13 protein-coding genes are annotated in these 23,340 nt (G+C 68.5%); 10 read left to right on the forward strand and 3 right to left on the reverse strand.

Annotated features, from left to right (window positions below):
- Positions 1-70: 70 nt before the first annotated feature.
- A complete protein-coding gene (locus ACF08N_RS21230) occupies positions 71-2,308 on the forward strand; it encodes an immunoglobulin-like domain-containing protein (protein ID WP_392326187.1) in 2,238 nt (745 codons plus the stop codon).
- Between the two features lie 109 nt (positions 2,309-2,417).
- On the opposite strand, the gene ACF08N_RS21235 is transcribed toward ACF08N_RS21230, so the two are convergent.
- Complete coding sequence (locus ACF08N_RS21235) at positions 2,418-3,947, reverse strand: helix-turn-helix domain-containing protein (RefSeq protein WP_392326188.1); 1,530 nt, start codon at positions 3,945-3,947, stop codon at positions 2,418-2,420.
- Positions 3,948-4,596: 649 nt separating this feature from the next.
- Here ACF08N_RS21235 and acnA point away from each other — a divergent pair.
- Positions 4,597-7,314, forward strand: a complete 2,718-nt coding sequence (gene acnA, locus ACF08N_RS21240; protein ID WP_392326189.1) for an aconitate hydratase AcnA — start codon at positions 4,597-4,599, stop codon at positions 7,312-7,314.
- An 82-nt stretch (positions 7,315-7,396) separates the two neighbouring features.
- Here acnA and ACF08N_RS21245 read toward each other — a convergent pair whose 3' ends face one another.
- Together ACF08N_RS21245 and ACF08N_RS21250 are read right to left on the reverse strand one after the other, a co-directional pair.
- Complete coding sequence (locus ACF08N_RS21245) at positions 7,397-8,335, reverse strand: FG-GAP repeat domain-containing protein (RefSeq protein ID WP_392326190.1); 939 nt, start codon at positions 8,333-8,335, stop codon at positions 7,397-7,399.
- 142 nt (positions 8,336-8,477) lie between these two features.
- Entirely contained in the window at positions 8,478-12,317 is a 3,840-nt protein-coding gene (locus ACF08N_RS21250) for a GH92 family glycosyl hydrolase (protein ID WP_392326191.1), read from the reverse strand.
- 500 nt (positions 12,318-12,817) lie between these two features.
- Here ACF08N_RS21250 and ngcE point away from each other — a divergent pair, with 500 nt between their 5' ends.
- The 8 genes from ngcE to dxs all read left to right on the forward strand — a co-directional run bounded on the left by ngcE (position 12,818) and on the right by dxs (position 23,330).
- Positions 12,818-14,257, forward strand: a complete 1,440-nt coding sequence (ngcE, locus tag ACF08N_RS21255; protein WP_392326192.1) for an N-acetylglucosamine/diacetylchitobiose ABC transporter substrate-binding protein — start codon at positions 12,818-12,820, stop codon at positions 14,255-14,257.
- A 30-nt stretch (positions 14,258-14,287) separates the two neighbouring features.
- Entirely contained in the window at positions 14,288-15,220 is a 933-nt protein-coding gene (locus tag ACF08N_RS21260; protein WP_392326193.1) for a carbohydrate ABC transporter permease, read from the forward strand.
- 14 nt (positions 15,221-15,234) lie between these two features.
- The gene (locus ACF08N_RS21265) at positions 15,235-16,179 is read left to right on the forward strand and encodes a carbohydrate ABC transporter permease (RefSeq protein ID WP_392326194.1); all 945 of its coding nucleotides are present in this window, start codon (positions 15,235-15,237) and stop codon (positions 16,177-16,179) included.
- 249 nt (positions 16,180-16,428) lie between these two features.
- Entirely contained in the window at positions 16,429-17,628 is a 1,200-nt protein-coding gene (locus tag ACF08N_RS21270) for an ROK family protein (protein WP_392326195.1), read from the forward strand.
- A gap of 121 nt (positions 17,629-17,749) precedes the next feature.
- Entirely contained in the window at positions 17,750-18,862 is a 1,113-nt protein-coding gene (locus ACF08N_RS21275) for a substrate-binding domain-containing protein (protein WP_392326196.1), read from the forward strand.
- A 258-nt stretch (positions 18,863-19,120) separates the two neighbouring features.
- Entirely contained in the window at positions 19,121-19,909 is a 789-nt protein-coding gene (locus tag ACF08N_RS21280; protein WP_392326197.1) for an ATP-binding cassette domain-containing protein, read from the forward strand.
- The gene (locus tag ACF08N_RS21285) at positions 19,906-21,195 is read left to right on the forward strand and encodes a sugar ABC transporter permease (RefSeq protein WP_392326198.1); all 1,290 of its coding nucleotides are present in this window, start codon (positions 19,906-19,908) and stop codon (positions 21,193-21,195) included. Before ACF08N_RS21280 ends, ACF08N_RS21285 begins: the two co-directional genes overlap by 4 nt.
- A 227-nt stretch (positions 21,196-21,422) precedes the next feature.
- Positions 21,423-23,330, forward strand: a complete 1,908-nt coding sequence (dxs, locus tag ACF08N_RS21290) for a 1-deoxy-D-xylulose-5-phosphate synthase (protein ID WP_392326272.1) — start codon at positions 21,423-21,425, stop codon at positions 23,328-23,330.
- The last annotated feature ends 10 nt before the right edge of the window (positions 23,331-23,340 follow it).

Below are 23,340 nucleotides of genomic sequence, written 5' to 3' on the forward strand. Positions count from 1 at the left end.
CCCCGTTCGCGTCATCCTTCACCTGCCGGCGGCGTGGCTCCCGCCGCGCCCGGACAAGAGAGCGACGGCCATGCCTCATCCATCCCGTGCCACCCGCGGTCCCCTCCTGGTGGCCGCGCTGCTGACGTGCCTGCTCGCCGGAATGCTCGCGGCCCTGCCCGCACGGGCGTCGACCACGGACGGCCTCGTCGTCCACTACCCCCTGGAGCAGACCGGCGGCACGGTCGTCACCGACGCGTCCGGCCACGGCCGGGACGCGACCGCGACCAACGGGGCCACGTGGCTGGGGACCGAAGGTCTGCGCCTGGACGGCACCGACGACTACGTCGACCTGCCGGACAACCTGATGCGCGGCCTCACCTCGATCACCGTGTCGGTGCAGGTCCGGCTGGCCGCCGACCAGGCATCGCCGTACTTCGTCTGGGGTCTCGGCAACAGCGCGGGCGCCCACGGCAACGGCTATCTCTTCACCACCGCCAACGCCTACCGGACGTCGATCGCCACCGGCAACTGGTCGACGGAGCAGACGGTCTCCGCCGGGCGCGACCTCGTCCGCGACAAGTGGAAGACGCTGACCTACACGCTCGGCGACGGCACGGCGGTGCTCTACGAGGACGGTGTCGAGGTGGCCCGCAGGACCGGCGTGACGATCACTCCCGCGCAGATCGGTGACGGCACGACCACAGCCAACTACCTCGGCCGGTCCCTCTACAGCGGCGACCGCCACCTCAAGGCACAGGTGCGCGACTTCCGGCTCTACGACCGCGCGCTCGACGCGGCGGAGGTCTCGGGCCTCGCCGGGGTGTCCGACGCCGACCGGGTCGCACGGGACGTCGCGGCGCTGGGCCTCGGGGACACCTCGAAGGTCACCCAGGACCTGCGCCTCCCGTCCACCGGACCGAACGGATCCACGGTCATCTGGTCCTCCAGTGACGAGAACGTCGTGAGCCCGAGCGGAACCGTCACCCGCCCCGCGCCGGGCACCGGCCCCGCGACCGTCGTGCTCACCGCGACCGTCACCAGCGGAGAGGCCCGCGCACAGAAGCAGTTCACGGTCGTGGTGCCGGCGGAGCTCACCGCGCGCGAGAAGGTGACCGAGGCCGCCGATGCCCTGAGGGTCCGGGACGCCGACGACATCCGGGGCAACATCACTCTGCCGACCGGCGGCGCGCACGGGACGCGGATCTCGTGGAAGTCGACGGACAAGAAGGTCGTCACCGAGACCGGCGACGTGAGCCGCCCCGCCCACGGCGACGATCCGGTGGCGGTCAGGCTCACCGCGACCGTCCGCCTGGGCGACACGCAGGCCAAGCGGCGCTTCGACCTGACGGTGCGGCCGCTGCCGAAGCCCGCGCCGTACGAGGGCTACCTCTTCGGGTACTTCACCGGCGAGGGCACCGCCGACGGCGAGCAGATCTACTTCGCCGCCAGCAAGGGCAACGACCCCCTGCACTGGGACGAGCTGAACGGCGGCCGGCCCGTGCTCATCTCGACGCAGGGCGACAAGGGCGTGCGGGACCCGTTCGTCATCCGCTCTCCCGAGGGCGACCGGTTCTACCTCATCGCCACGGATCTGCGGATGCACGGGAGCGGGGACTGGGACGCCGCGCAGCGGACGGGCAGCAAGTACATCGAGGTGTGGGAGTCGACCGACCTCGTGCACTGGTCCGACCAGCGCCACGTGCGCGTCGCGCCCGACACCGCCGGCAACACCTGGGCACCGGAGGCCTATTACGACGAGTCGCTGGGCGCGTACGTCGTGTTCTGGGCATCGAAGCTGTACGACGAGGCCGACACCGGCCACAGCGGCAGCACCTACAACCGGATGATGTACGCCACCACGCGGGACTTCCACACGTTCACGCAGCCGCGGGTGTGGAAGGACCCGGGCTACTCGGTCATCGACTCGACGGTGATCAAGGAGGGGAACACCTACTACCGGTTCACCAAGGACGAGCGGAACAACACCTCGACCACCCCGTGCAGCAAGTTCGTCATCGAGGAGAAGGCCACCCGGCTCCTCGACCCGGACTGGGACTTCGTCGCGGAGTGCATCGGCAAGGGTGACGCCACCAGCCCCGGCATCGCCCGTGGAGAGGGTCCGACGGTCTTCAAGTCGAACACCGAGGACCGGTGGTACCTCTTCATCGACGAGTTCGGCGGCCGGGGCTACGTGCCCTTCGAGACCACGGACCTGGAATCCGGCAGGTGGACGATGTCCAAGGACTACGCCCTGCCGCAGAGTCCCCGGCACGGCACCGTGCTCCCGATCACCCGGTCCGAGCTGGACCGACTGCGCGGGAGGTGAGCGAGGCCGGCCGACCGGAGCCGCCACGCCCTGTCGGCGACAGGCGCGGCCGCCCCCTCCCGACCTGCGTGCCCAGCAGGTCGGGAGGAGGGGCGGCGGCACCTTCGGTTCAGATGTCCCGGAAGATCTCGATCTGCGCGCCCACCGTGTTCAGGCGCTCCGCCAGGTCCTCGTACCCGCGGTTGATGACGTACACGTTCCGCAGCACCGACGTGCCCTCGGCCGCCATCATCGCGAGGAGTACGACCACCGCGGGGCGCAGTGCCGGCGGGCACATCATCTCCGCCGCGCGCCAGCGGGTGGGGCCCTCGACCAGGACCCGGTGCGGGTCGAGCAACTGCAGTCGGCCGCCCAGGCGGTTGAGGTCCGTGAGATAGATCGCGCGGTTGTCGTAGACCCAGTCGTGGATCAGCGTCTGGCCCTGCGCCACGGCCGCGATCGCCGCGAAGAAGGGCACGTTGTCGATGTTCAGGCCGGGGAACGGCATCGGGTGGATCTTGTCGATCGGCGCCTCCAGTTTGGACGGCCGCACGGTCAGGTCCACCAGACGGGTGCGGCCGTTGTCCGCCGCGTACTCGCCGGAGCGGTCGTGGTCGAGGCCCATCTCCTCCAGGACCGCCAGCTCGATCTCGAGGAACTCGATGGGCACCCGGCGGACCGTCAGCTCCGACTCGGTCACCACGGCGGCGGCGATCAGGCTCATCGCCTCGACCGGGTCCTCGGAGGGGGAGTAGTCGACGTCCACGTCGATGTTCGGCACGCCGTGCACGGTCAGCGTCGTGGTGCCGACGCCCTCGACCCGGACGCCCAGCGCCTCCAGGAAGAAGCACAGGTCCTGGACCATGTAGTTGGAGGAGGCGTTGCGGATGACCGTCACGCCGTCGTGGCGCGCGGCGGCCAGCAGCGCGTTCTCGGTGACCGTGTCGCCGCGCTCGGTCAGGACGATCGGCCGGCCCGGCGAGGCCGAACGGTCCACCCGCGCGTGGTAGATGCCCTCGGTCGCCGTGATGTCCAGGCCGAAGCGGCGCAGGGCGATCATGTGGGGCTCGATGGTCCGCGTCCCGAGGTCGCAGCCACCGGCGTACGGGAGGCGGAAGTTGTCCATCCGGTGCAGCAGCGGGCCGAGGAACATGATGATCGAACGGGTGCGGCGAGCGGCGTCCGCGTCGATGGAGTCCATGTCGAGACCGGCCGGCGGCACGATCTCCAGGTCCATGCCGTCATTGATCCAACGCGTCCGCACACCGATCGAGTTGAGTACTTCGAGCAGACGGTAGACCTCTTCGATACGGGCCACGCGCCGCAGCACGGTGCGGCCCTTGTTGAGCAGCGACCCGCACAGCAGCGCCACACACGCGTTCTTGCTCGTCTTGACGTCGATGGAACCGGAGAGGCGGCGTCCGCCGACCACGCGCAGATGCATGGGGCCCGCGTATCCCAGGGAGACGATTTCACTGTCGAGCGCCTCGCCGATGCGGGCGATCATCTCAAGACTGATGTTCTGATTGCCGCGCTCGATCCGGTTGACGGCGCTCTGACTGGTGCCGAGCGCCTCGGCGAGCTGACTCTGTGTCCAGCCGCGATGCTGACGGGCGTCACGGATGAGCTTGCCGATGCGTACGAGGTAGTCGTCTGCCATGGCTGGAGGCTATCTCACATATGAGATGTGATCGCGGTGGGGTGGGCTGTTGGAGTGATATCGCCTCCTATAGGCGGCCGTTCGCCTGTCGGCGTGCCCGCGAGGGGAGTTCATCCTCTTGTGCCCGATATGCGGCAGAACATTCACCAGTGCTTGCGCTCTGTTCCGGAGTGACGATGAGTGACGACATCTGAAGGGTCGTCAGGTCCGAGGGGTCGAGCTCCGCCGTCCCGGTCTGGGGGCGCGTCCGGGTAGGCCATCAGGACCCGGACGCAGGCGAGGGTGGCGGCCTCGCCGGGTGGACGACCTCGGCGTTCCCGGTGAGCCGTGAGGATGCCGGGCGGTCGCTCGGACCGCCGATGCCGTCGTCTCGGCGAGGCCGAGCGGCCGGACGTCCCGGCAGGAGCGTGCCGCGCCGGCGGCCCCAGGGGTGTGACCTCCGTCCGACCGGGACGCCGCGGAGGTGTCCGGGCATGACCGCGGCGCGGTCATGTACTAGAGTTATCTCGACATCGAGATATCTGCCGAAGGCGTACCGCAAGCCGCCATTCGGTAAGGGTTACCTAACTAAGCCTTACCTTAGCGGATCGGCGAGGAACCGTGGCGGCAGCATTGAGGTAGTACGCGCACATTGATGAAGGAGACTGTCGTGTCGGCGAACAGCTTCGACGCCCGCAGCACGCTGCGCGTGGGCGACGAGTCGTACGAGATCTTCAGGCTGGACAAGGTCGAGGGCTCCGCGCGCCTCCCCTACAGCCTCAAGGTCCTCCTGGAGAACCTGCTCCGCACCGAGGACGGCGCGAACATCACCGCCGACCACATCAGGGCGCTCGGCGACTGGGACTCCCAGGCCCAGCCCAGCCAGGAGATCCAGTTCACGCCGGCCCGCGTGATCATGCAGGACTTCACCGGTGTTCCCTGTGTCGTCGACCTCGCCACCATGCGTGAGGCCGTCAAGGAGCTCGGCGGCGACCCGGCGAAGATCAACCCGCTGGCCCCGGCCGAGCTGGTCATCGACCACTCCGTCATCGCCGACAAGTTCGGTACCGCGGAAGCCTTCGGCCAGAACGTCGAGCTGGAGTACGGCCGCAACAAGGAGCGCTACCAGTTCCTGCGCTGGGGCCAGACCGCCTTCGACGAGTTCAAGGTCGTCCCGCCCGGTACCGGCATCGTTCACCAGGTGAACATCGAGCACCTGGCCCGCACGGTCATGGTCCGGAACGGCCAGGCCTACCCCGACACCCTCGTCGGCACCGACTCGCACACCACCATGGTCAACGGCCTCGGTGTGCTCGGCTGGGGCGTCGGCGGCATCGAGGCCGAGGCCGCGATGCTCGGCCAGCCGGTCTCCATGCTCATCCCGCGCGTCGTCGGCTTCAAGCTGACCGGTGAGCTCAAGCCCGGCACCACCGCCACCGACCTGGTCCTCACGATCACCGAGATGCTGCGCAAGCACGGCGTCGTCGGCAAGTTCGTCGAGTTCTACGGCGAGGGCGTCGCCGCCACGTCGCTGGCCAACCGCGCCACCATCGGCAACATGTCGCCGGAGTTCGGCTCCACCGCCGCGATCTTCCCGATCGACGGCGAGACCCTCAACTACCTCAAGCTGACCGGCCGCTCCGAGCAGCAGGTCGCGCTCGTCGAGGCGTACGCCAAGGAGCAGGGCCTCTGGCTCGACCCGGCCGCCGAGCCCGACTTCTCGGAGAAGCTCGAGCTGGACCTGTCCACGGTCGTGCCCTCGATCGCCGGCCCGAAGCGCCCGCAGGACCGCATCGTCCTCGCGAACGCCGCCGAGCAGTTCAAGCAGGACGTCCGCAACTACGTCGACAGCGTCGACGAGGCGGGCCAGGAGTCCTTCCCGGCCTCCGACGCCCCGGCCGTCGCCCCCAACGGCGCCCCGTCCAACCCGGTCACCGTCACCGCCCCCGACGGCTCGACATACACGCTCGACCACGGCGCCGTCACCGTCGCCGCGATCACCTCCTGCACCAACACGTCGAACCCGTACGTCATGGTCGCCGCCGCGCTGGTGGCCAAGAAGGCGGTCGAGAAGGGCCTGACCCGCAAGCCGTGGGTCAAGACGACCCTGGCGCCGGGTTCAAAGGTCGTCACCGACTACTTCGACAAGGCGGGTCTGACCCCCTACCTCGACAAGGTCGGCTTCAACCTGGTCGGTTACGGCTGCACCACCTGCATCGGCAACTCCGGCCCGCTGCCGGAGGAGGTCTCCAAGGCGGTCAACGACCACGACCTCGCGGTCACCTCGGTGCTCTCCGGCAACCGCAACTTCGAAGGCCGGATCAACCCCGACGTCAAGATGAACTACCTCGCCTCCCCGCCGCTGGTCGTCGCGTACGCCCTCGCCGGTTCGATGAAGGTGGACATCACCAAGGACGCGCTCGGCGTCGACACCGAGGGCAAGCCGGTCTACCTCCAGGACATCTGGCCGACCGAGGCCGAGGTCAACGACGTCGTCGCCAACGCCATCGGCGAGGACATGTTCAACAAGTCCTACTCCGACGTCTTCGCGGGCGACGCCCAGTGGCAGGCGCTGCCGATCCCGACCGGCAACACCTTCGAGTGGGACCCGCAGTCCACCTACGTGCGCAAGCCCCCGTACTTCGAGGGCATGACGATGGAGACCACCCCGGTCTCCGACATCGCCGGCGCGCGCGTGCTCGCCAAGCTCGGCGACTCGGTCACCACCGACCACATCTCCCCGGCCGGTGCCATCAAGGCCGACACCCCGGCCGGCAAGTACCTCACGGAGCACGGCGTCGAGCGCCGCGACTTCAACAGCTACGGCTCGCGCCGCGGCAACCACGAGGTCATGATCCGCGGTACGTTCGCCAACATCCGCCTGCGCAACCAGATCGCGCCGGGCACCGAGGGCGGCTACACGCGTGACTTCACGCAGGACGGCGGCCCGGTCTCCTTCATCTACGACGCCTCGCAGAACTACCAGGCCGCGGGCACTCCGCTGGTGATCCTGGCGGGCAAGGAGTACGGCTCGGGCTCGTCCCGCGACTGGGCCGCGAAGGGCACCGCGCTGCTGGGCGTCAAGGCCGTCGTCGCCGAGTCGTACGAGCGCATCCACCGCTCGAACCTCATCGGCATGGGCGTCCTGCCGCTGCAGTTCCCGGAGGGCGCCTCGGCCGAGTCCCTCGGCCTGACCGGTGAGGAGACCTTCTCCATCTCCGGCGTCACCGAGCTGAACAACGGCACCACGCCGCGCACGGTCAAGGTCACCACCGACACCGGTGTGGAGTTCGACGCGGTCGTCCGCATCGACACCCCCGGTGAGGCGGACTACTACCGCAACGGCGGCATCATGCAGTACGTGCTGCGCAACCTCATTCGTGGCTGAGCACAGCCGCGGCTGACGGACCGGTCGCAACGCAAGGGGCCGCACTCCCGGCAAGGGAGTGCGGCCCCGGTGCATGTCCGGATCAGAACAGCAGGCGGTAGGTGTTCCAGCCGCTGGTGCCGATCTTGACGCGCGGCTTGAACGGGGACGTCGCGCTGCCGGTGCCCTTGTACAGGTACAGCGCGCCCGTCGTGTCGCGTGCGATCAGGTCCGTCGTGCCGTCGAGGTCGATGTCACCGACCGAGACGAGCGCGTTGAACATGTTCCAGCCGGTGCCGATCTTGGTGCGCGCGGCGAAGGGGGCCGTCTGGCTGCCGGTGCCCTTGTACAGCCACAGCGTGCCCGAGCCGTCACGGGCCACGATGTCGGCCCTGCCGTCACCGGTCAGGTCGCCCTGGCCCGCGATCCTGTTGTAGATCTGCCAGCCGGTGCCGATCTTCTTGCGGGCCGTCACGCGGCCGTCGCCGTAGCCGAGGTAGAGCCACAGCGTGCCGGAGCCGTCCCGGGCGACGAGGTCGTCGGCAGCGGCGCCCGCGAGGTTGCCGGGCGAGAACACCTTGTTGTAGATGCCCCAGCCGGTGCCGACGGAGATCGGGTCCTCGCCCCATGCGGCGTAGTAGAAGCCGCCGGCGTTGTTGATCTCCCACACGCCGTCGGCGGAACCGTCGGCGTTGTGGTCCACCTGCGTGGCGTGCTTGATGATGTCCCAGCCGTAGCCGACGAGTTCACGGCTGTCGAGACCGCCGGAACCGTTCGGTGCGTATCCGTACATGTCGCCCGCGCTGTTGACGCCGTACAGCGCGTTGACCGGCGCGTCGGCGGCCGCGGCCTGCGTGCCGAAGGTGCCCGAGGCGGGCGTGCCGGCCTCGTTCTGGGCGGCCGCGGACGGCCCGGGGACGGGCTGGTCGGCGGCGGACGCGGCGGAGGCGCCCAGGCCGGTGATGAGCAGTGCCGCGGCGGTCGCCGCGGCAGCGAGGCGGGTGCGTGCCCGGCCGCGCTTGAGGCCAGAAAGGTCGGCCACGTAGTTCTCCAAACGAGAGATTCGACAGAAGTGGCTCGCCTCGCGAGGCGAGGCGAGCCACAGGATCACCTTAATCCTTCCATGGGACATTCACACATGAATTCGGTGGCGCGGTCCGCCAGTTCGACGGGCCCCGCCGCCGCTACCCGAGCAGTTCGGCCTCGGCGAGCGTCGCCTCGCCGTCCGTGACCAGCCGGTAGTGCGTGTACGCCCCCGGCTCGCCGATCGTGAACACCCGGGTCTGGCGGTCCCAGGCGAACGACTGGCCAGACCGTTTGTCCAGGTCCGTCCAGGACTGTCCGTCGGTCGAGCCTTGCAGGGCCCACGCCGTCGGCGCCTTGTCCTTCGCCGCCGACGTCAGCGTGTACTGCACCGCCCGCGCCTCGCCCGCCACCGGCAGGGCGGTCGACGTGAACGCCGCCGACGTGCGCGAGGAGTTGTCGAGGAGCGGGCCGCCGGCCGTGGTCACGTCGTGCCGCGGGGCGGGGACCTTGTCGTCCTGGGTGATCGAGACGGGGGCGGCGTTGCTGCCCGTGCCCCAGGCGGACGGCTTCGGGCCCATCGCGAACTCCAGCGTGCCGCCCTCGGCGACCACCTCGTGCGGCAGGGAGGTGGAGTCCCACTTCTTGCCGTTGACCTTCAGGCCCTGCACGTAGATGTTCGCGGCGCTGTTCTTCGGAGCCCTGACCACCAGCTCACGCCCGTTGTCGAGGTGCACGGTCGCCTTGGTGAACAGGGGAGAGCCGATGGTGTACTCCCCGCTGCCCATCACCAGCGGATAGAACCCGAGCGCGGAGAACAGGTACCAGGCCGACTGCTCGCCGTTGTCCTCGTCGCCGTGGTAGCCCTGCCCGATCTCGCTGCCGGTGTACAGGCGGGAGAGCACCTCACGCACCTTCTCCTGCGTCTTCCACGGCTGGGACGCCGCGTTGTACATGTAGGTGACGTGGTGGGCCACTTGGTTGGAGTGGCCGTACATGCCCATCCGCACGTCGCGCGCCTCGGTCATCTCGTGGATGACGGACCCGTACGACCCGACGAATTCCGGCGACGCCGTCTCCGGTGTGGCGAAGTACGTGTCGAGCTTCTTGCCGAGGCCGGCACGGCCGCCGTAGAGGTTCGCGAGGCCGCGCGAGTCCTGGGGTGCCGTGAAGGCATAGCCCCAGCCGTTGGTCTCCGTGTAGTCGTAGCCCCACACCCGCGGGTCGTACTGGCCCGAGGGGACCCGCCAGTCGCCCTTGAGGTTGCGGCCCTGGAAGAAGCCGGCCTCGGAGTCGAAGAGCGTGACGTAGTTGCGCGCGCGGTTCAGGAAGTACTCCGACTCCTCCAGGTAGCGCGCCTTCTTCGTCTTCTTGTACAGCGCCTTGCCCATCTCGGCGAGCCCGTAGTCGTTGAGGTAGCCCTCCAGCGACCAGGACAGGCCCTCATGGGTCTCGGTGGAGGCGTAGCCGAGGAACGGCGAGGTCTCCATGCCCTTGCGGCCCACGCCCGACGACGGCGGGACCGCGGTCGCGTTCTTCAGCGCCGCCTCGTACGCCGCCTCCGCGTCGAAGTCCACGCCCTTGACGTACGCGTCGGCGAAGGCCACGTCCGAGCTGGTGCCGGTCATCAGGTCCGCGTAGCCCGGGGAGGACCACCGGGAGATCCAGCCGCCGTCCTTGTACTGCTGTACGAAGCCGTCCACCAGCTCGCCGGCCTTCTTCGGGGTCAGGAAGGAGTACGCGGGCCAGGTCGTGCGGTAGGTGTCCCAGAAGCCGTTGTTGACGTACACCTTGCCGTCGACGATCTTCGCGCCGGTCCGGGTCGGGGTGTCGGGCCCGGGCATCGGCGAGAACGGGCTCGCGTACCGGTACTTGGGCCTCTGCCGGGTGCCGGTGTTCTCGAAGCCGGAGTTCGGGTACAGGTAGAGCCGGTACAGGCTGGAGTAGAGCGTGGTCAGCTGGTCGTGCGTGGCACCCTCGACCTCGACCCGGCCCAGCAGCTCGTCCCAGGCGTCCCGCGCCTTGCCGCGTACGCGCTCGAAGCCGGTCCCGGCCGGGATCTCGTCGGCGAGGTTCTTCTTCGCCTGGTCCACGCCGATCAGCGAGGTGGCGATGCGCAGGGTCACCGTGCGGTCGTCGCCCGCGTCGAAGCGGAGCCTGCCGGTGACGCCGTCGGCCGCGGAGTCCGTGACCGGCGCGTCGAAGACGCCGTACACGAACAGCCGCGTGGCCCCCGTGGACAGACCGCTCTTGACGTCGGAGAAACCGGTGAAGGACCGGTTCGCCGGATCGAGGGTGAGACCGCCCTGCTTCGTGACGTTGTCGAAGAGCACGCTCGCGTCGTCACCGGGATAGGTGAACCGCATCATCGCCGCGTGGTCGGTCGGCGCCATCTCGGCCTTGAGGCCGTTCTCGAACGTCACGCCGTAGTAGTGCGGGCGCGCCGTCTCGTTCTCGTGCCGGAAGGGCAGCGCCCGGCCCGTGCGCGAGGTGTCCGGGGTGCCCGCCGCGGCGGACGGCATCAGCTGGAAGGTCTGCCGGTCACCCATCCACGGGCTCGGCTCGTGGCTGGTGCTGAAGGCCTGCACGGTCGGCAGGTTGTCCGCGTTGTTGCCGCGCGCGTACTCGTACAGCCAGCTCTGGGAGCCCGCGTTGGTCACCGGCGTCCAGAAGTTGAAGCCGTGCGGGACCGCGGTGGCGGGGAAGGTGTTGCCGCGGGAGAAGGAGCCGCTGGAGTTGGTGCCGCGCGTCGTGGAGGCGTAGTCCGACAGGTGCTCCAGCCGCTTCTCGGGGGCCTTGGGCCTGATCGTGATGTCGTCGATCCAGCCCTGGAACTTCGCCGGTCCCTTGGGGGAGTCGTACGCCACCAGGACGCGGTCGACGGTCCTGCCGGCGGCGACCGTGCCGATGCCGGAGGCGACGGCGTTCCACTGGTTGACGTACAGCCGTTTGGCGGCGCCCTGGCCCTGCGGGGTCAGCAGCCCGCCGTGCGAGTCGACGGCCTTCAGCTCGCTCAGATAGGTGCCGTCGGTGAACGCGAGGTCCACGGCCACATTCGTGGCGGGATAGCCGAGGTCGGTCTCCGCCATCGCCGGGAAGACCTTGTACGACAGCTCGGTGTCGCGGCGCACGTCGACATCGACGTCGAAGACCTTGTTGTACGCGTAGGCGCGGCCGTCCGGCTTGTGGGTGCCCGCGTAGCGCAGCGCCCGCTTGCCGGTGAAGCCGGCACCGGCCTTGGCGGTGGGGGAGCCGCTGGGGCCGCGGTCGACCTGGGTGCGCATGTCGTCGGGGACGGGGGCGGACGTGTCGCCGTTGGAGAACTGGACGTCCGCGAGCTGGGTGATGCCGGACGCGCCGTTGTTCTTCGTGATCTCCAGGCGGTAGTGCGCGTACGCCGTCACCTCGGACGGCGCGCCGATGTCGTACGTCTTCGTCTCGAAGCGCTTCGCGAACGTCTCGCCCGCACGCGTGTCGAGGACGGTCCACGTCTTTCCGTCGGCCGAGCCCTTGAGCGTCCAGTCCCTGGGGTCGCGCTCGGCATAGTCGTTGGCGGAGGTGAGCGCGTAGGTCGCGACCTTGACCGGCTCGTCGGTGTCGAACTCGACCCAGGCGGTGGACTCGAAGGTGAGCCATTTGCTGCCCGGCAGGAGATCGACGAGATTCTCCTTCGTCTCCCCGGCGCCGGTGTTCTCGCCACTGGCGCGCAGTTCGGTCACCCTGTCGGTGACATTGCCCGGTATTCCACTCGAGAATCCGCCGTCGACACCCGACGACCGCTTCTTTCCGTCGGTACCGACTTCGACGGTATTACGCCAATCGGGCTGTTTTTCCTCCGCTTCGAAGGAGGAGGTGAATTCCCGGGCCGCGGCGGGGAATTGTCCGGGGTGCGCGGGAAGGGCGACGGCAGCGGAGGGAGCCGTCAACATGAGGAGTGAGGCGCTCACCGCGAGGGTGACCGCATGGGCTGGTCTCTGCCGAGGTCGGAGTCTGGGCTGCATCCCGGGTCGTTCCTCCAGGGGAAGGCGCGTTGGACAACGTTGTCAGGCGCGAGGCGCAGGATCCAGTAGGGCGGCAAGTGTCATGCGGTGTCAAGGGTGTTGGCGGCGCCGGCCAGTCGGAATAGGCTGTTCCGCGAAGATTGCAGCGGTCGTAAGGGTGCGCACGGGGCTTATGTATCCGTGAGGTCTCAACTCGGGAAAGACTGCCGTCCAACCTTGCATTCGATCTTGCTCACTTGGCGGGAAGTGGACTATACCTGTCGGCGTCCGTAGAGCAGTTACAGGGTGCGGGCAGGGGGGCGACCGGCGGCCGGGCCACGCGGACCGGCGGCCGTGAAAGGGGCCGTTCCCACTGCCGGCCGGTGCACGACCCGAGCTTCACTGGGTTTCCCTTCGGGAAAACACAGCAACTGACCGCGGTAACGGGGCCCTTCGCCTGAGGCGAGCAGTACGGGCGACCGGTACACCGCCTGAGTCCTGGAGAAGGCGAGGACTTGAGCATGGGATCCACCTCCGCCCACGAGAACAATGAGGGCCTCAGCCGCCGAAATCTGATCAAGCGGTCGGCCGCACTCGGTCTGATCGCCGTTCCGACGATGAGTTTCCTGTCCGCGTGCGCCAGCAGTGGCGGTGACGACCAGGAGAAGCAGAAGGGCGAGGTGACGAAGGACAACCCGTTCGGCGTCGCCAGGGGCGGCACCCTCGACGTCGTCATCTTCAAGGGCGGCTTCGGCGACCAGTACGCCATCGAGTGGGAGAAGCTCTACAAGGCCAAGTACGGGCCGAAGATCAGCCACCTGGGCACGCAGGAGATCACCGGCAAGCTCCAGCCGCGCTTCAACGCGGGCAACCCGCCGGACGTGGTCGACGACTCCGGTGCCCAGCAGATCAAGCTCGACGTGCTGCACAAGAACGGTCAGCTCGCCGATCTCACCGAACTTCTCGAGGCGCCGTCGGTCGACGACCCGAACAAGAAGGTCAAGGACGTCCTGATCCCGGGCACCGCCGACAAGGGCTTCATCGGCGGCAAGATGCACGCGCTCAACTACGTCTACACGGTCTGGGGCGTGTGGTACTCCGGCAAGCTCTTCAAGGAGAAGGGCTGGGAGGTCCCGAAGACGTGGGACGCCTTCCTGGCGATCATGCAGGAGGCCAAGAAGGACGGCATCGGCGGCCTCGCCCACCAGGGCAAGCACCCGTACTACATCAACGTCATGATCATGGACCTGATCGCCAAGACCGGCGGTCTGGAGGCCATGAAGGCGATCGACAACCTCGACCCCAAGGCATTCGTCGGCAGCGACGTGGCCAAGCAGTCCATCGAGGCGATCTACGAGATCGTCGACAAGGGCCTGCTCATGCCCGGCACCAACTCCCTGGACCACATCGAGTCGCAGACCGCGTGGAACGAGGGCAAGGCCGTCTTCATCCCCTCCGGCTCCTGGCTGGAGAACGAGCAGTTGAAGCAGACCCCGGCCGACTTCGACATGAAGTTCCTGCCGATGCCGCTGCTGCCGGACAGCAAGCTGCCCTTCGAGGCGATCCGGGCCGGCGCGGGTGAGCCGTACATCGTGCCGGAGAAAGCCAAGAACAGGGCCGGCGGCCTGGAGTTCCTGCGGATGATGCTGTCCAAGGAATGGTCGACGAAGTTCGCCCAGGTGGCCAATTCGCTGACGATCCTTCAGGACGGCGTCGACAAGAGCGTCACCCTGCGCCCCGGCACCAAGTCGGCCGTCGAGGCAGTCGAGGCCTGCCCGGTCGAGCAGCGTTTCGACTACTTCTACACCACCTGGTACAGCGAGATGGACGAGTCCATCCGCACCGCCTCCGCCGAGCTGATGGCCAAGCGCATCCAGCCGAACGAATGGCTCAAGCGGGCGCAGGCCGCGGTCGACAAGGCGGCCAAGGACCCGGCGAGCAAGAACAACAAGCGTCAGTAGCCGAGGCCGGGAAACCAGGGACAGGGTGCCATGCAACAGGGAAAGTACCGGTTCGTCACCGGATTTCTGATCGTTCCGGTCGTGCTGTACGCGGTCTTCATGATCTGGCCGTATCTGCAGACCTTCGGATACTCCTTCACGAACTGGCAGGGCCAGTCGCAGGAGATGAGCTTCGTCGGATTCGACAACTACACCGCGCTGTTCTCCGACGAGGTGTTCCTGAAGGCCCTGTGGCACAACATCCTGCTCCTGATCTTCCTGCCGATCGCGACCATCCTGCTCGCCCTCTTCTTCGCCTACATGGTGAACGTGGGCGGGCGGGGTGGCTCCGGCGGAATCCGCGGGGTGAAGGGCTCGGGGCTCTACAAGATCCTGTTCTTCGTCCCGCACGTGCTCTCGATCGCCATCCTCGCCGTCCTATGGCGGGCGATCTACCGCGGTGACGTCGCCGGTCTGATCAACGGCGTGTTCATCAAGCTGGGTCTGTCCGACCCCGCGCACCCGATCGAATGGCTCAACGAGCCCGATCTCGTGCTGTGGTGCGTGGCCTTCGTGCTCCTGTGGTGGGGCGTCGGCTTCTACCTCGTGCTCTTCTCCGCCGCGATGCAGTCGGTGCCGAAGGAGATCTACGAGGCCGCGCTGCTGGACGGCGCCAGCCGGACGCAGTCCTTCTTCCGGGTCACGCTGCCCCTGCTGTGGGACACGGTGCAGACGGCCTGGGTGTACCTGGCGATCCTCGCCATGGACTGCTTCGCCCTCATCTCCGTGATGACACCGGGCAACAGCTACGGCGGCGGCCCCGACCACAACAGCGAGGTCATGGCGACCTATCTGATGCGCAACTTCCTCTCCTTCGGGAAGAGCGGTTACGCCTGTGCCATGGGCGTCGTGATCCTGGTCCTCACGCTGATCCTGTCCCTCGTCACGCTGCGGGCCAGCCGCCGCGAGCGCATCGAATACTGAGCGGGGAACACGCCATGTCGAACACCCGGTTGATCCCCGGCGTCGAGAAGGACGCCGTACCCGCCCCGCGCGCCACGAACAACGGTGCGGGCGGCCGCGCCGGATCCGGCGGCGGCGACGGCGAGGGCAGGGTCCTCAACGTCTTCTCCCACGGCTTCCTCGTCCTGTGGGCCGTGATGATCGTGCTGCCGCTCTTCTGGCTGCTGATCGGCTCCTTCAAGACCGACACGGAGATCGGCGCCAGCGCCTGGTCGTGGCCGTCGAACTGGAACTTCGACGCCTTCGGCCGCGCCTGGGAGAAGGGCATCGGCGACTACTTCGCCAACACCCTGATCGTGCTCGCCTTCTCCATCCCGCTGACGATGCTGCTCGGCGCGATGGCGGCGTACGTGCTCGCCCGCTACGAGTTCCCGGGCAACCGCTTCTTCTACTACTTCTTCGTCGCCGGCGCGATGTTCCCGGTCTACCTGGGCCTCGTGCCGCTGTACTTCCTCGTCGACATGCTCGGCATGCTCAATACGTACCAGGGTCTGATCCTGGTCTACATCGCCTACTCGCTGCCGTTCACCGTCTTCTTCATGCACGCGTTCTTCCGGACGCTGCCCACGGCCATCCACGAGGCCGCGGTCATCGACGGCGCCTCCCACACCCGGATCTTCTTCCAGGTCATGGTGCCGATGGCGAAGCCCGGCCTGCTCAGCGTCGGCATCTTCAACGTGCTGGGCCAGTGGAACCAGTACATCCTGCCCATGACCCTGATGCAGCAGCAGAGCGGCTTCGACAAGGACCGCTCGGTGCTCACCCAGGGCCTGGTGCTGCTGAACCAGCAGCAGGGCTACGAGGGCGACCTGCCGGTGATCTTCGCGGGCATGACGATCGCCATGCTGCCGGTGATCGTCGTCTACCTGTCCTTCCAGCGGCAGGTCCAGTCCGGTCTCACCGCGGGCACGCTCAAGTAACGAAACCGGACAGACCGCCCATCGCGGCACCCGTCGGGGCCCCGTTCGACACCGCGTCGAACGGGGCTCCGGCGTTGGCGCGCCCGGTGCGGACGGTGGTGACGCCCTTGCTCAAGGTCTTGACGCGAAAGGCCCCCGAGAGTTGAGCTTAGGGTTCACAAGTTGGAGAGACGTCGGGGTTCCCTTTCGCGGTGCCCCGGCCGGGGGCGGTCGTCGTACCGCCCGCCGGGGGCAGGAGTGGATGAGTCAATGGAGACTCCGGGATCGCAGACGTCACTGCACCGGGCCAACCTCGAGCGGGTCGTGCGCGCGGTGCGCATGGCCGGCTCGCTCACGCAGGCGGAGATCGCCAGGAGCACCGGCCTCTCCGCGGCCACGGTCTCCAACATCGTCCGTGAGCTCAAGGACGGCGGCACGGTCGAGGTGACGCCCACCTCCGCAGGCGGCAGGCGCGCCCGGAGCGTCTCCCTCAGCGGTGATGCGGGCATCGTGATCGGTGTCGACTTCGGCCACACCCACCTGCGGGTCGCCGTCGGCAACCTCGCTCACCAGGTGCTGGCGGAGGAGGCCGAGCCGCTGGACGTGGACGCGTCGTCGGCCGAGGGGTTCGACCGGGCCGAGGCCCTGGTCAACCGGCTGGTGGAGGCGACGGGCATCGGTCCCGGAAAGATCATCGGCGTCGGGCTCGGCGTGCCCGGCCCCATCGACGTGGAGTCCGGCACGCTCGGCTCCACCGCCATCCTGCCGGGCTGGACCGGCATCAACCCGAGCGACGAGCTGTCCGGGCGCCTGGGCGTCCCGGTGTACGTCGACAACGACGCCAACCTCGGCGCCCTCGGCGAGCTGGTGTGGGGCGGCGGACGCGGGGTCAAGGACCTCGCGTACATCAAGGTGGCCAGCGGTGTCGGCGCCGGGCTGGTGATAGACGGCCAGATCTACCGCGGGCCCGGCGGCACCGCGGGCGAGATCGGGCACATCACGCTGGACGAGTCGGGCCCCGTGTGCCGCTGCGGCAACCGGGGCTGCCTGGAGACCTTCGCCGCCGCCCGGTACGTGCTGCCGCTGCTGAGGCCCAGCCACGGCGACGGGCTGACCATGGAGAAGGTCGTCCGCCTCGCCCGTGACGGGGACCCCGGCTGCCGGCGTGTGGTGGCCGACGTGGGCCGCCACATCGGCAGTGGCGTGGCCAACCTGTGCAACCTGCTCAACCCCAGTCGGGTGGTGCTGGGCGGCGATCTGGCGGAGGCTGGAGAGCTGGTACTCGGACCCATCCGCGAGTCCGTCTCCCGGTATGCGATCCCCAGTGCGGCGCGGCAGCTGTCGGTGGCGCCGGGAGCGCTCGGCGGAAGAGCCGAGGTCCTGGGCGCCCTCGCCCTCGTGCTCAGTGAAATGGGTGATTCGACCCTTCTGGAGAGCGCGTTGCCGACCCGGGCGCCTGCCTTCACTTAGATAACGGATGGCACCGTTGTCATCTCGTTAAGGATTTACTCCTTGACGCTGACGGCGGGGCCGAGTTGACTTCCAGCCACCTCGGCCGCAGCGACGCGGCCTCGTCAGGGAGGTTTACATCGTGAACGCACATCTGCGTCGTGCCGCCGTAGCTGCCGCTGCCACCGCAATGGCCGTCTCGCTCGCCGCCTGTGGCCAGGCCGGGGAGTCGGGCGACGCCGCCGAAGAGACGGCCGCCCAGAAGGGCGACGACATCACGATCGGCCTGCTCCTTCCGGAGAACCAGACCGCTCGCTACGAGAAGTTCGACAAGCCGCTCATCGAGAAGAAGATCAGCGAGCTCACGGACGGCAAGGCCAAGGTCGTCTACGCCAACGCCAAGCAGGACGCCACGCTGCAGACGCAGCAGGTCGACACCATGATCACCAACAAGGTCGACGCCCTGATCGTGGACGCGGTCGACTCGAAGGCCATCGCGGGCAGCGTCAAGAAGGCCAAGGACGCCGGCATCCCGGTCGTCGCCTTCGACCGCCTCGCGGAGGGCCCGATCGACGCCTACACCTCCTTCGACAACGAAGAGGTCGGCCACGTCCAGGGCAAGGCCCTGCTGGAGGCCCTCGGCGACAAGGCCAAGGACGGCCAGATCGTGATGATGAACGGCGCCATCACGGACCCGAACGCGGCGCTGTTCAAGAAGGGCGCCCACGCCGAGCTCGACGGCAAGGTGACCATCGGCAAGGAGTACGACACCAAGGAGTGGAAGCCGGAGAACGCCAACTCCAACATGGAGGCCGCGATCTCTGCCCTCGGCAAGGACAAGATCATCGGTGTCTACTCCGCGAACGACGGCATGGCGGGCGGCATCATCACCGCCCTCAAGGCCGGCGGCTTCACCAAGCTCCCGCCGGTCACCGGCCAGGACGCCGAGCTCGCCGGTGTGCAGCGCATCGTCGCGGGCGAGCAGTTCATGAGCGTCTACAAGCCGTACGCGCCGGAGGCCGCGGCCGCCGCCGAGATGGCCGTGGCGCTCGCCAAGGGCGAGAAGCTCGACTCGATCGCCAAGGAGAAGGTCGACAGCCCCACCAACAAGGCCATCCCGTCGGTCCTCGTCCCGGTCGTCTCGCTGACGAAGGACAACATCAAGGACACGGTGATCAAGGACGGCGTCTACACCGTCCAGGAGATCTGCACCCCGAAGTTCAAGGCCGCGTGTGACCAGCTCGGCCTGAAGTAGGGCCTCACTTCCGGACCGGGCCGAGCCCGGCACGGTCCGGAAGACAGGCCCTGGGCCGCTCGCCGGAGCACCGGTCCCCGGCGCTCCGGCCTCTGTCCGGGACGGTCCCGTCCCGCGGAACCTTCCGGTGTCTCCTCCCGCCATCCAGCCCCCGCTGCGGGAGGGGCACCGGTCGGAACACTCGCATATCTGCTCTGCTCAGCCTCCGCGCCGCCTACCCCGCGGCGCGGCATCCCCGCCGGTCAGGCGGCGAAGGAGATGGTTCACGTGTCCGCTACGCCCGTGTTGGCGTTGCGCGGGGTCTCCAAGCGGTTCGGTGCCGTCCAGGCGCTCACCGACGTAGAGCTTGAGGTCCACGCCGGTGAGGTGGTCGCCCTGGTCGGCGACAACGGCGCCGGAAAGTCCACGCTGGTCAAGACGATCGCCGGCGTGCATCCCATCGATGAAGGCACCATCGAATGGCAGGGCAGGGGCGTGTCGATCAACCGCCCCCACGACGCCCAGAACCTCGGCATCGCGACGGTCTACCAGGACCTCGCGCTGTGCGACAACATCGACGTCGTCGGCAACCTCTACCTCGGCCGCGAGCTCCGCAAGCGCGGTGTGCTCGACGAGGTCGAGATGGAGCGACGCGCTCTCGAACTGCTGAAGACGCTGTCGATCCGCATCCCCAGCGTCCGTATCCCGATCGCCTCGCTGTCCGGCGGCCAGCGCCAGACCGTGGCCATCGCGCGGTCGATGCTCGGCGAGCCCCAGCTGGTCATCCTCGACGAGCCCACCGCCGCCCTGGGCGTCGAGCAGACCGCTCAGGTGCTCGACCTCGTCGAGCGGCTGCGGGAGCGCGGCCACGCCGTGATCCTGATCAGCCACAACATGGCCGACGTCAAGGCCGTCGCCGACAAGGTCGCCGTGCTCCGGCTGGGCCGGAACAATGGCGTCTTCGAGGTCAAGTCGACCTCGCAGGAAGAGATCATCTCCGCCATCACCGGTGCCACGGACAACGCCGTGACCCGCCGTGCGGCGCGCAACGCGGAGGTTCAGAAGTGAGCACCGAGAAGACCTCCACCCCCGTCGAGGCGCCGGTCGTCAACCCGGACGCCGCGCACGACGCGGTCACCGCGGTCGACCCCCGGCTGCTGGTGCGCGAGCAGGGCATCAAGGGCTACGTCTCCGAGTTCAAGCGGAAGATGCACGCCGGTGACCTGGGCTCGATCCCGGTCGTCCTCGGCCTGGTGATCATCGCGATCATCTTCCAGAGCCTGAACTCCGCCTTCCTCTCGGCGGAGAACCTCAACAACATCGCCGTCACCATGGTCGGCACCGGCATGATGGCCGTCGGCATCATCTTCGTGCTGCTGCTCGGCGAGATCGACCTGTCGGTCGGCTCGGTCAGCGGTGTCGCGGGCGCCATCGTCGCCGTCATGAGCGTCACCCACGGGATGAACGAGTGGCTCGCCGTCCTCGTCGCCCTCGCCGGGGGCGCGGCCATCGGCGCACTGCACGGCTTCTTCTTCGCCAGGATCGGCGCCCCCGCGTTCGCCGTCACGCTGGCCGGCCTGCTGTTCTGGCTCGGCTTCATGCTCCAGCTCCTCGGCGACGCCGGAACGATCAACCTGGACTCCGACGGCGTCGTCGGGAAGCTGACCACGTACTACTTCTCGGACATCGCGGCCGCCTACGGCCTCGCCGCCGTGGCCGTGGCCGTCTTCTTCGTCACGTCCTTCTTCGACAACCGCCGCCGGGAGGCGGCGGGCGTCCCGTCCCGGCCGCTGTCCGACATCGTGCTGCGCACGGTGCTGCTCGCCGTCGTCGCCTTCGCGGCCGCGGCCATGTTCAACCAGTACAAGGGCCTGCCCCTCGCACTGGTGCTGTTCCTCGCGGTCCTCGTGATCACGGACTTCGTGCTCCGCCGTACGGCCTACGGTCGCAAGATCTTCGCGCTGGGCGGCAGCGTCGAGGCTTCCCGCCGTGCCGGTATCAACGTCACCGCGGTGCGGATCTCCGTCTTCGCGCTGGCCGGGTTCTTCGCGGCGGTCGGCGGTCTGTTCTGGGCCTCCAAGATCGCGGCGGCCAACCAGAGCGCCGGTACCGGTGACCTGCTGATGAACGTCATCGCGGCGGCCGTCATCGGCGGCACCAGCCTCTTCGGCGGCCGCGGCCGCACCTGGAACGCCCTGCTGGGCGTCATGGTGATCGTCTCCATCCAGTACGGCCTGGCCCTGGAGGGCATCGCGACACCCGTGGTCTACATGATCACCGGCGGTGTGCTGCTCGCCACGGTCGTGATCGACTCGATCACCCGCAAGACGCAGAAGACCGCTGGTCGCGCCTGACCCGGCGCCCAGTGCCCGGCACCGCGCGGCGGTGCCGGGCACTGCTGCGTGCGGCCGGCGGCGTGACCGACAACGCACGGCCTCGCGTCGAAGATCGGGTTCGGAACATTAGACTCGGGCAATCGGCAGGGCTCGATCAGCTCGAACGCAGCTCGAAGCAAGGAGGCAGAGTGACGCAGCCGCGCGAAGCGCGTCCCACACGAGCGGTGGTGGGCGACGGGTGGGATCTGCTTTCCCGTATCAAGGGACCGCGCGACCTGGACCGGCTCGGCCCTGAGCAGCTGGAGAAGCTGGCCGCGGAGATCCGGACCTTCCTGGTGGACGCCGTCTCCAAGACCGGCGGGCACCTCGGTCCCAACCTGGGCGTGGTCGAGCTCACCATCGCTCTGCACAGGGTTTTTGACTCCCCGAAGGACAAGGTCCTGTGGGACACCGGTCACCAGAGCTATGTGCACAAGCTGCTGACCGGGCGCCAGGACTTCTCGAAACTGAAGATGAAGGGCGGCCTGTCCGGCTACCCGTCGCAGGCGGAGTCCGAGCACGACGTCATCGAGAACTCGCACGCCTCCACCGTCCTCGGCTGGGCCGACGGTCTCGCCAAGGCCAACCAGGTCCTGAAGAAGGACGACCACGTCGTGGCCGTCATCGGCGACGGCGCGCTCACCGGCGGCATGGCCTGGGAGGCGCTCAACAACATCGCCGCGGCCAAGGACCGCCCGCTCGTCATCGTCGTCAACGACAACGAGCGCTCCTACGCCCCCACCATCGGCGGCCTCGCCAACCACCTGGCAACCCTGCGCACCACCGACGGCTACGAGCGCTTCCTCGCCCGCGGCAAGGACATCCTGGAGCGCACCCCGGTCGTCGGGAAGCCGCTCTACGAGACGCTGCACGGTGCGAAGAAGGGCCTGAAGGACTTCATCGCCCCGCAGGGCATGTTCGAGGACCTCGGCCTGAAGTACGTCGGCCCGATCGACGGCCACGACATCGAGGCGCTGGAGTCCGCCCTCGCCCGCGCCAAGCGCTTCGGCGGCCCCGTCATCGTGCACTGCCTCACCGAGAAGGGCCGCGGCTACCAGCCCGCCCTGGCGGACGAGGCCGACCGCTTCCACGCCGTCGGCAAGATCCACCCCGACACCGGTCTGCCCATCTCCAGCTCGGGCCTCGACTGGACCTCGGTCTTCGGCGAGGAGATGGTCAAGCTCGGCAGGGAGCGCGAGGACATCGTCGCCATCACGGCCGCGATGCTGCAGCCGGTGGGGCTGGACAAGTTCGCCAGGGCCTTCCCCGAGCGCGTCTACGACGTCGGCATCGCCGAGCAGCACGGCGCCGTGTCGGCGGCGGGCCTCGCCACCGGCGGTCTGCACCCCGTCTTCGCCGTCTACGCGACGTTCCTCAACCGCGCCTTCGACCAGGTCCTCATGGACGTCGCCCTGCACAAGTGCGGTGTGACGTTCGTCCTCGACCGGGCCGGCGTCACCGGCACCGACGGCGCCTCCCACAACGGCATGTGGGACATGTCGATCCTTCAGGTCGTGCCCGGCCTGCGGATCGCCGCCCCGCGCGACGCCGACCAGGTCCGCGCCCAGCTGCGCGAGGCCGTCGAGGTCGACGACGCCCCGACCGTGGTCCGCTTCTCCAAGGGCGCCGTCGGCCCCGCCGTGCAGGCCGTCGGCACCGTCGGCGGCATGGACGTCCTGCGGTACGCCGACAGCGAGCGGCCTGACGTGCTGCTGGTCTCCGTCGGCGCGCTGGCCCCCATGTGCCTGGAGATCGCCGATCTGCTGGACGCCCAGGGCATCTCCACCACCGTCGTCGACCCCCGCTGGGTCAAGCCCGTCGACGAGGCGCTCGCCCCGCTCGCCGACCGGCACCGCGTGGTGGTCACCGTCGAGGACAACAGCCGCGTCGGCGGCGTCGGCTCCGCGGTCTCCCAGGCCCTGCGCGACGCGGGCGTCGACGTACCGCTGCGCGACTTCGGCATTCCGCCGCGCTTCCTCGACCATGCCTCCCGCAAGGAGGTCCTCGCGGAGATCGGGCTGACCGCGCCGGACATCGCCCGCCAGGTCACCGGACTCGTCTCCCGGCTGGACGGCCGCATCGACAGCGAGGCGGTCGAGCCCGCCCGCGACTGACACGCTCGGC

The sequence above is a fragment of the Streptomyces sp. NPDC015127 genome (assembly GCF_043080095.1).
Taxonomy (GTDB): domain Bacteria; phylum Actinomycetota; class Actinomycetes; order Streptomycetales; family Streptomycetaceae; genus Streptomyces.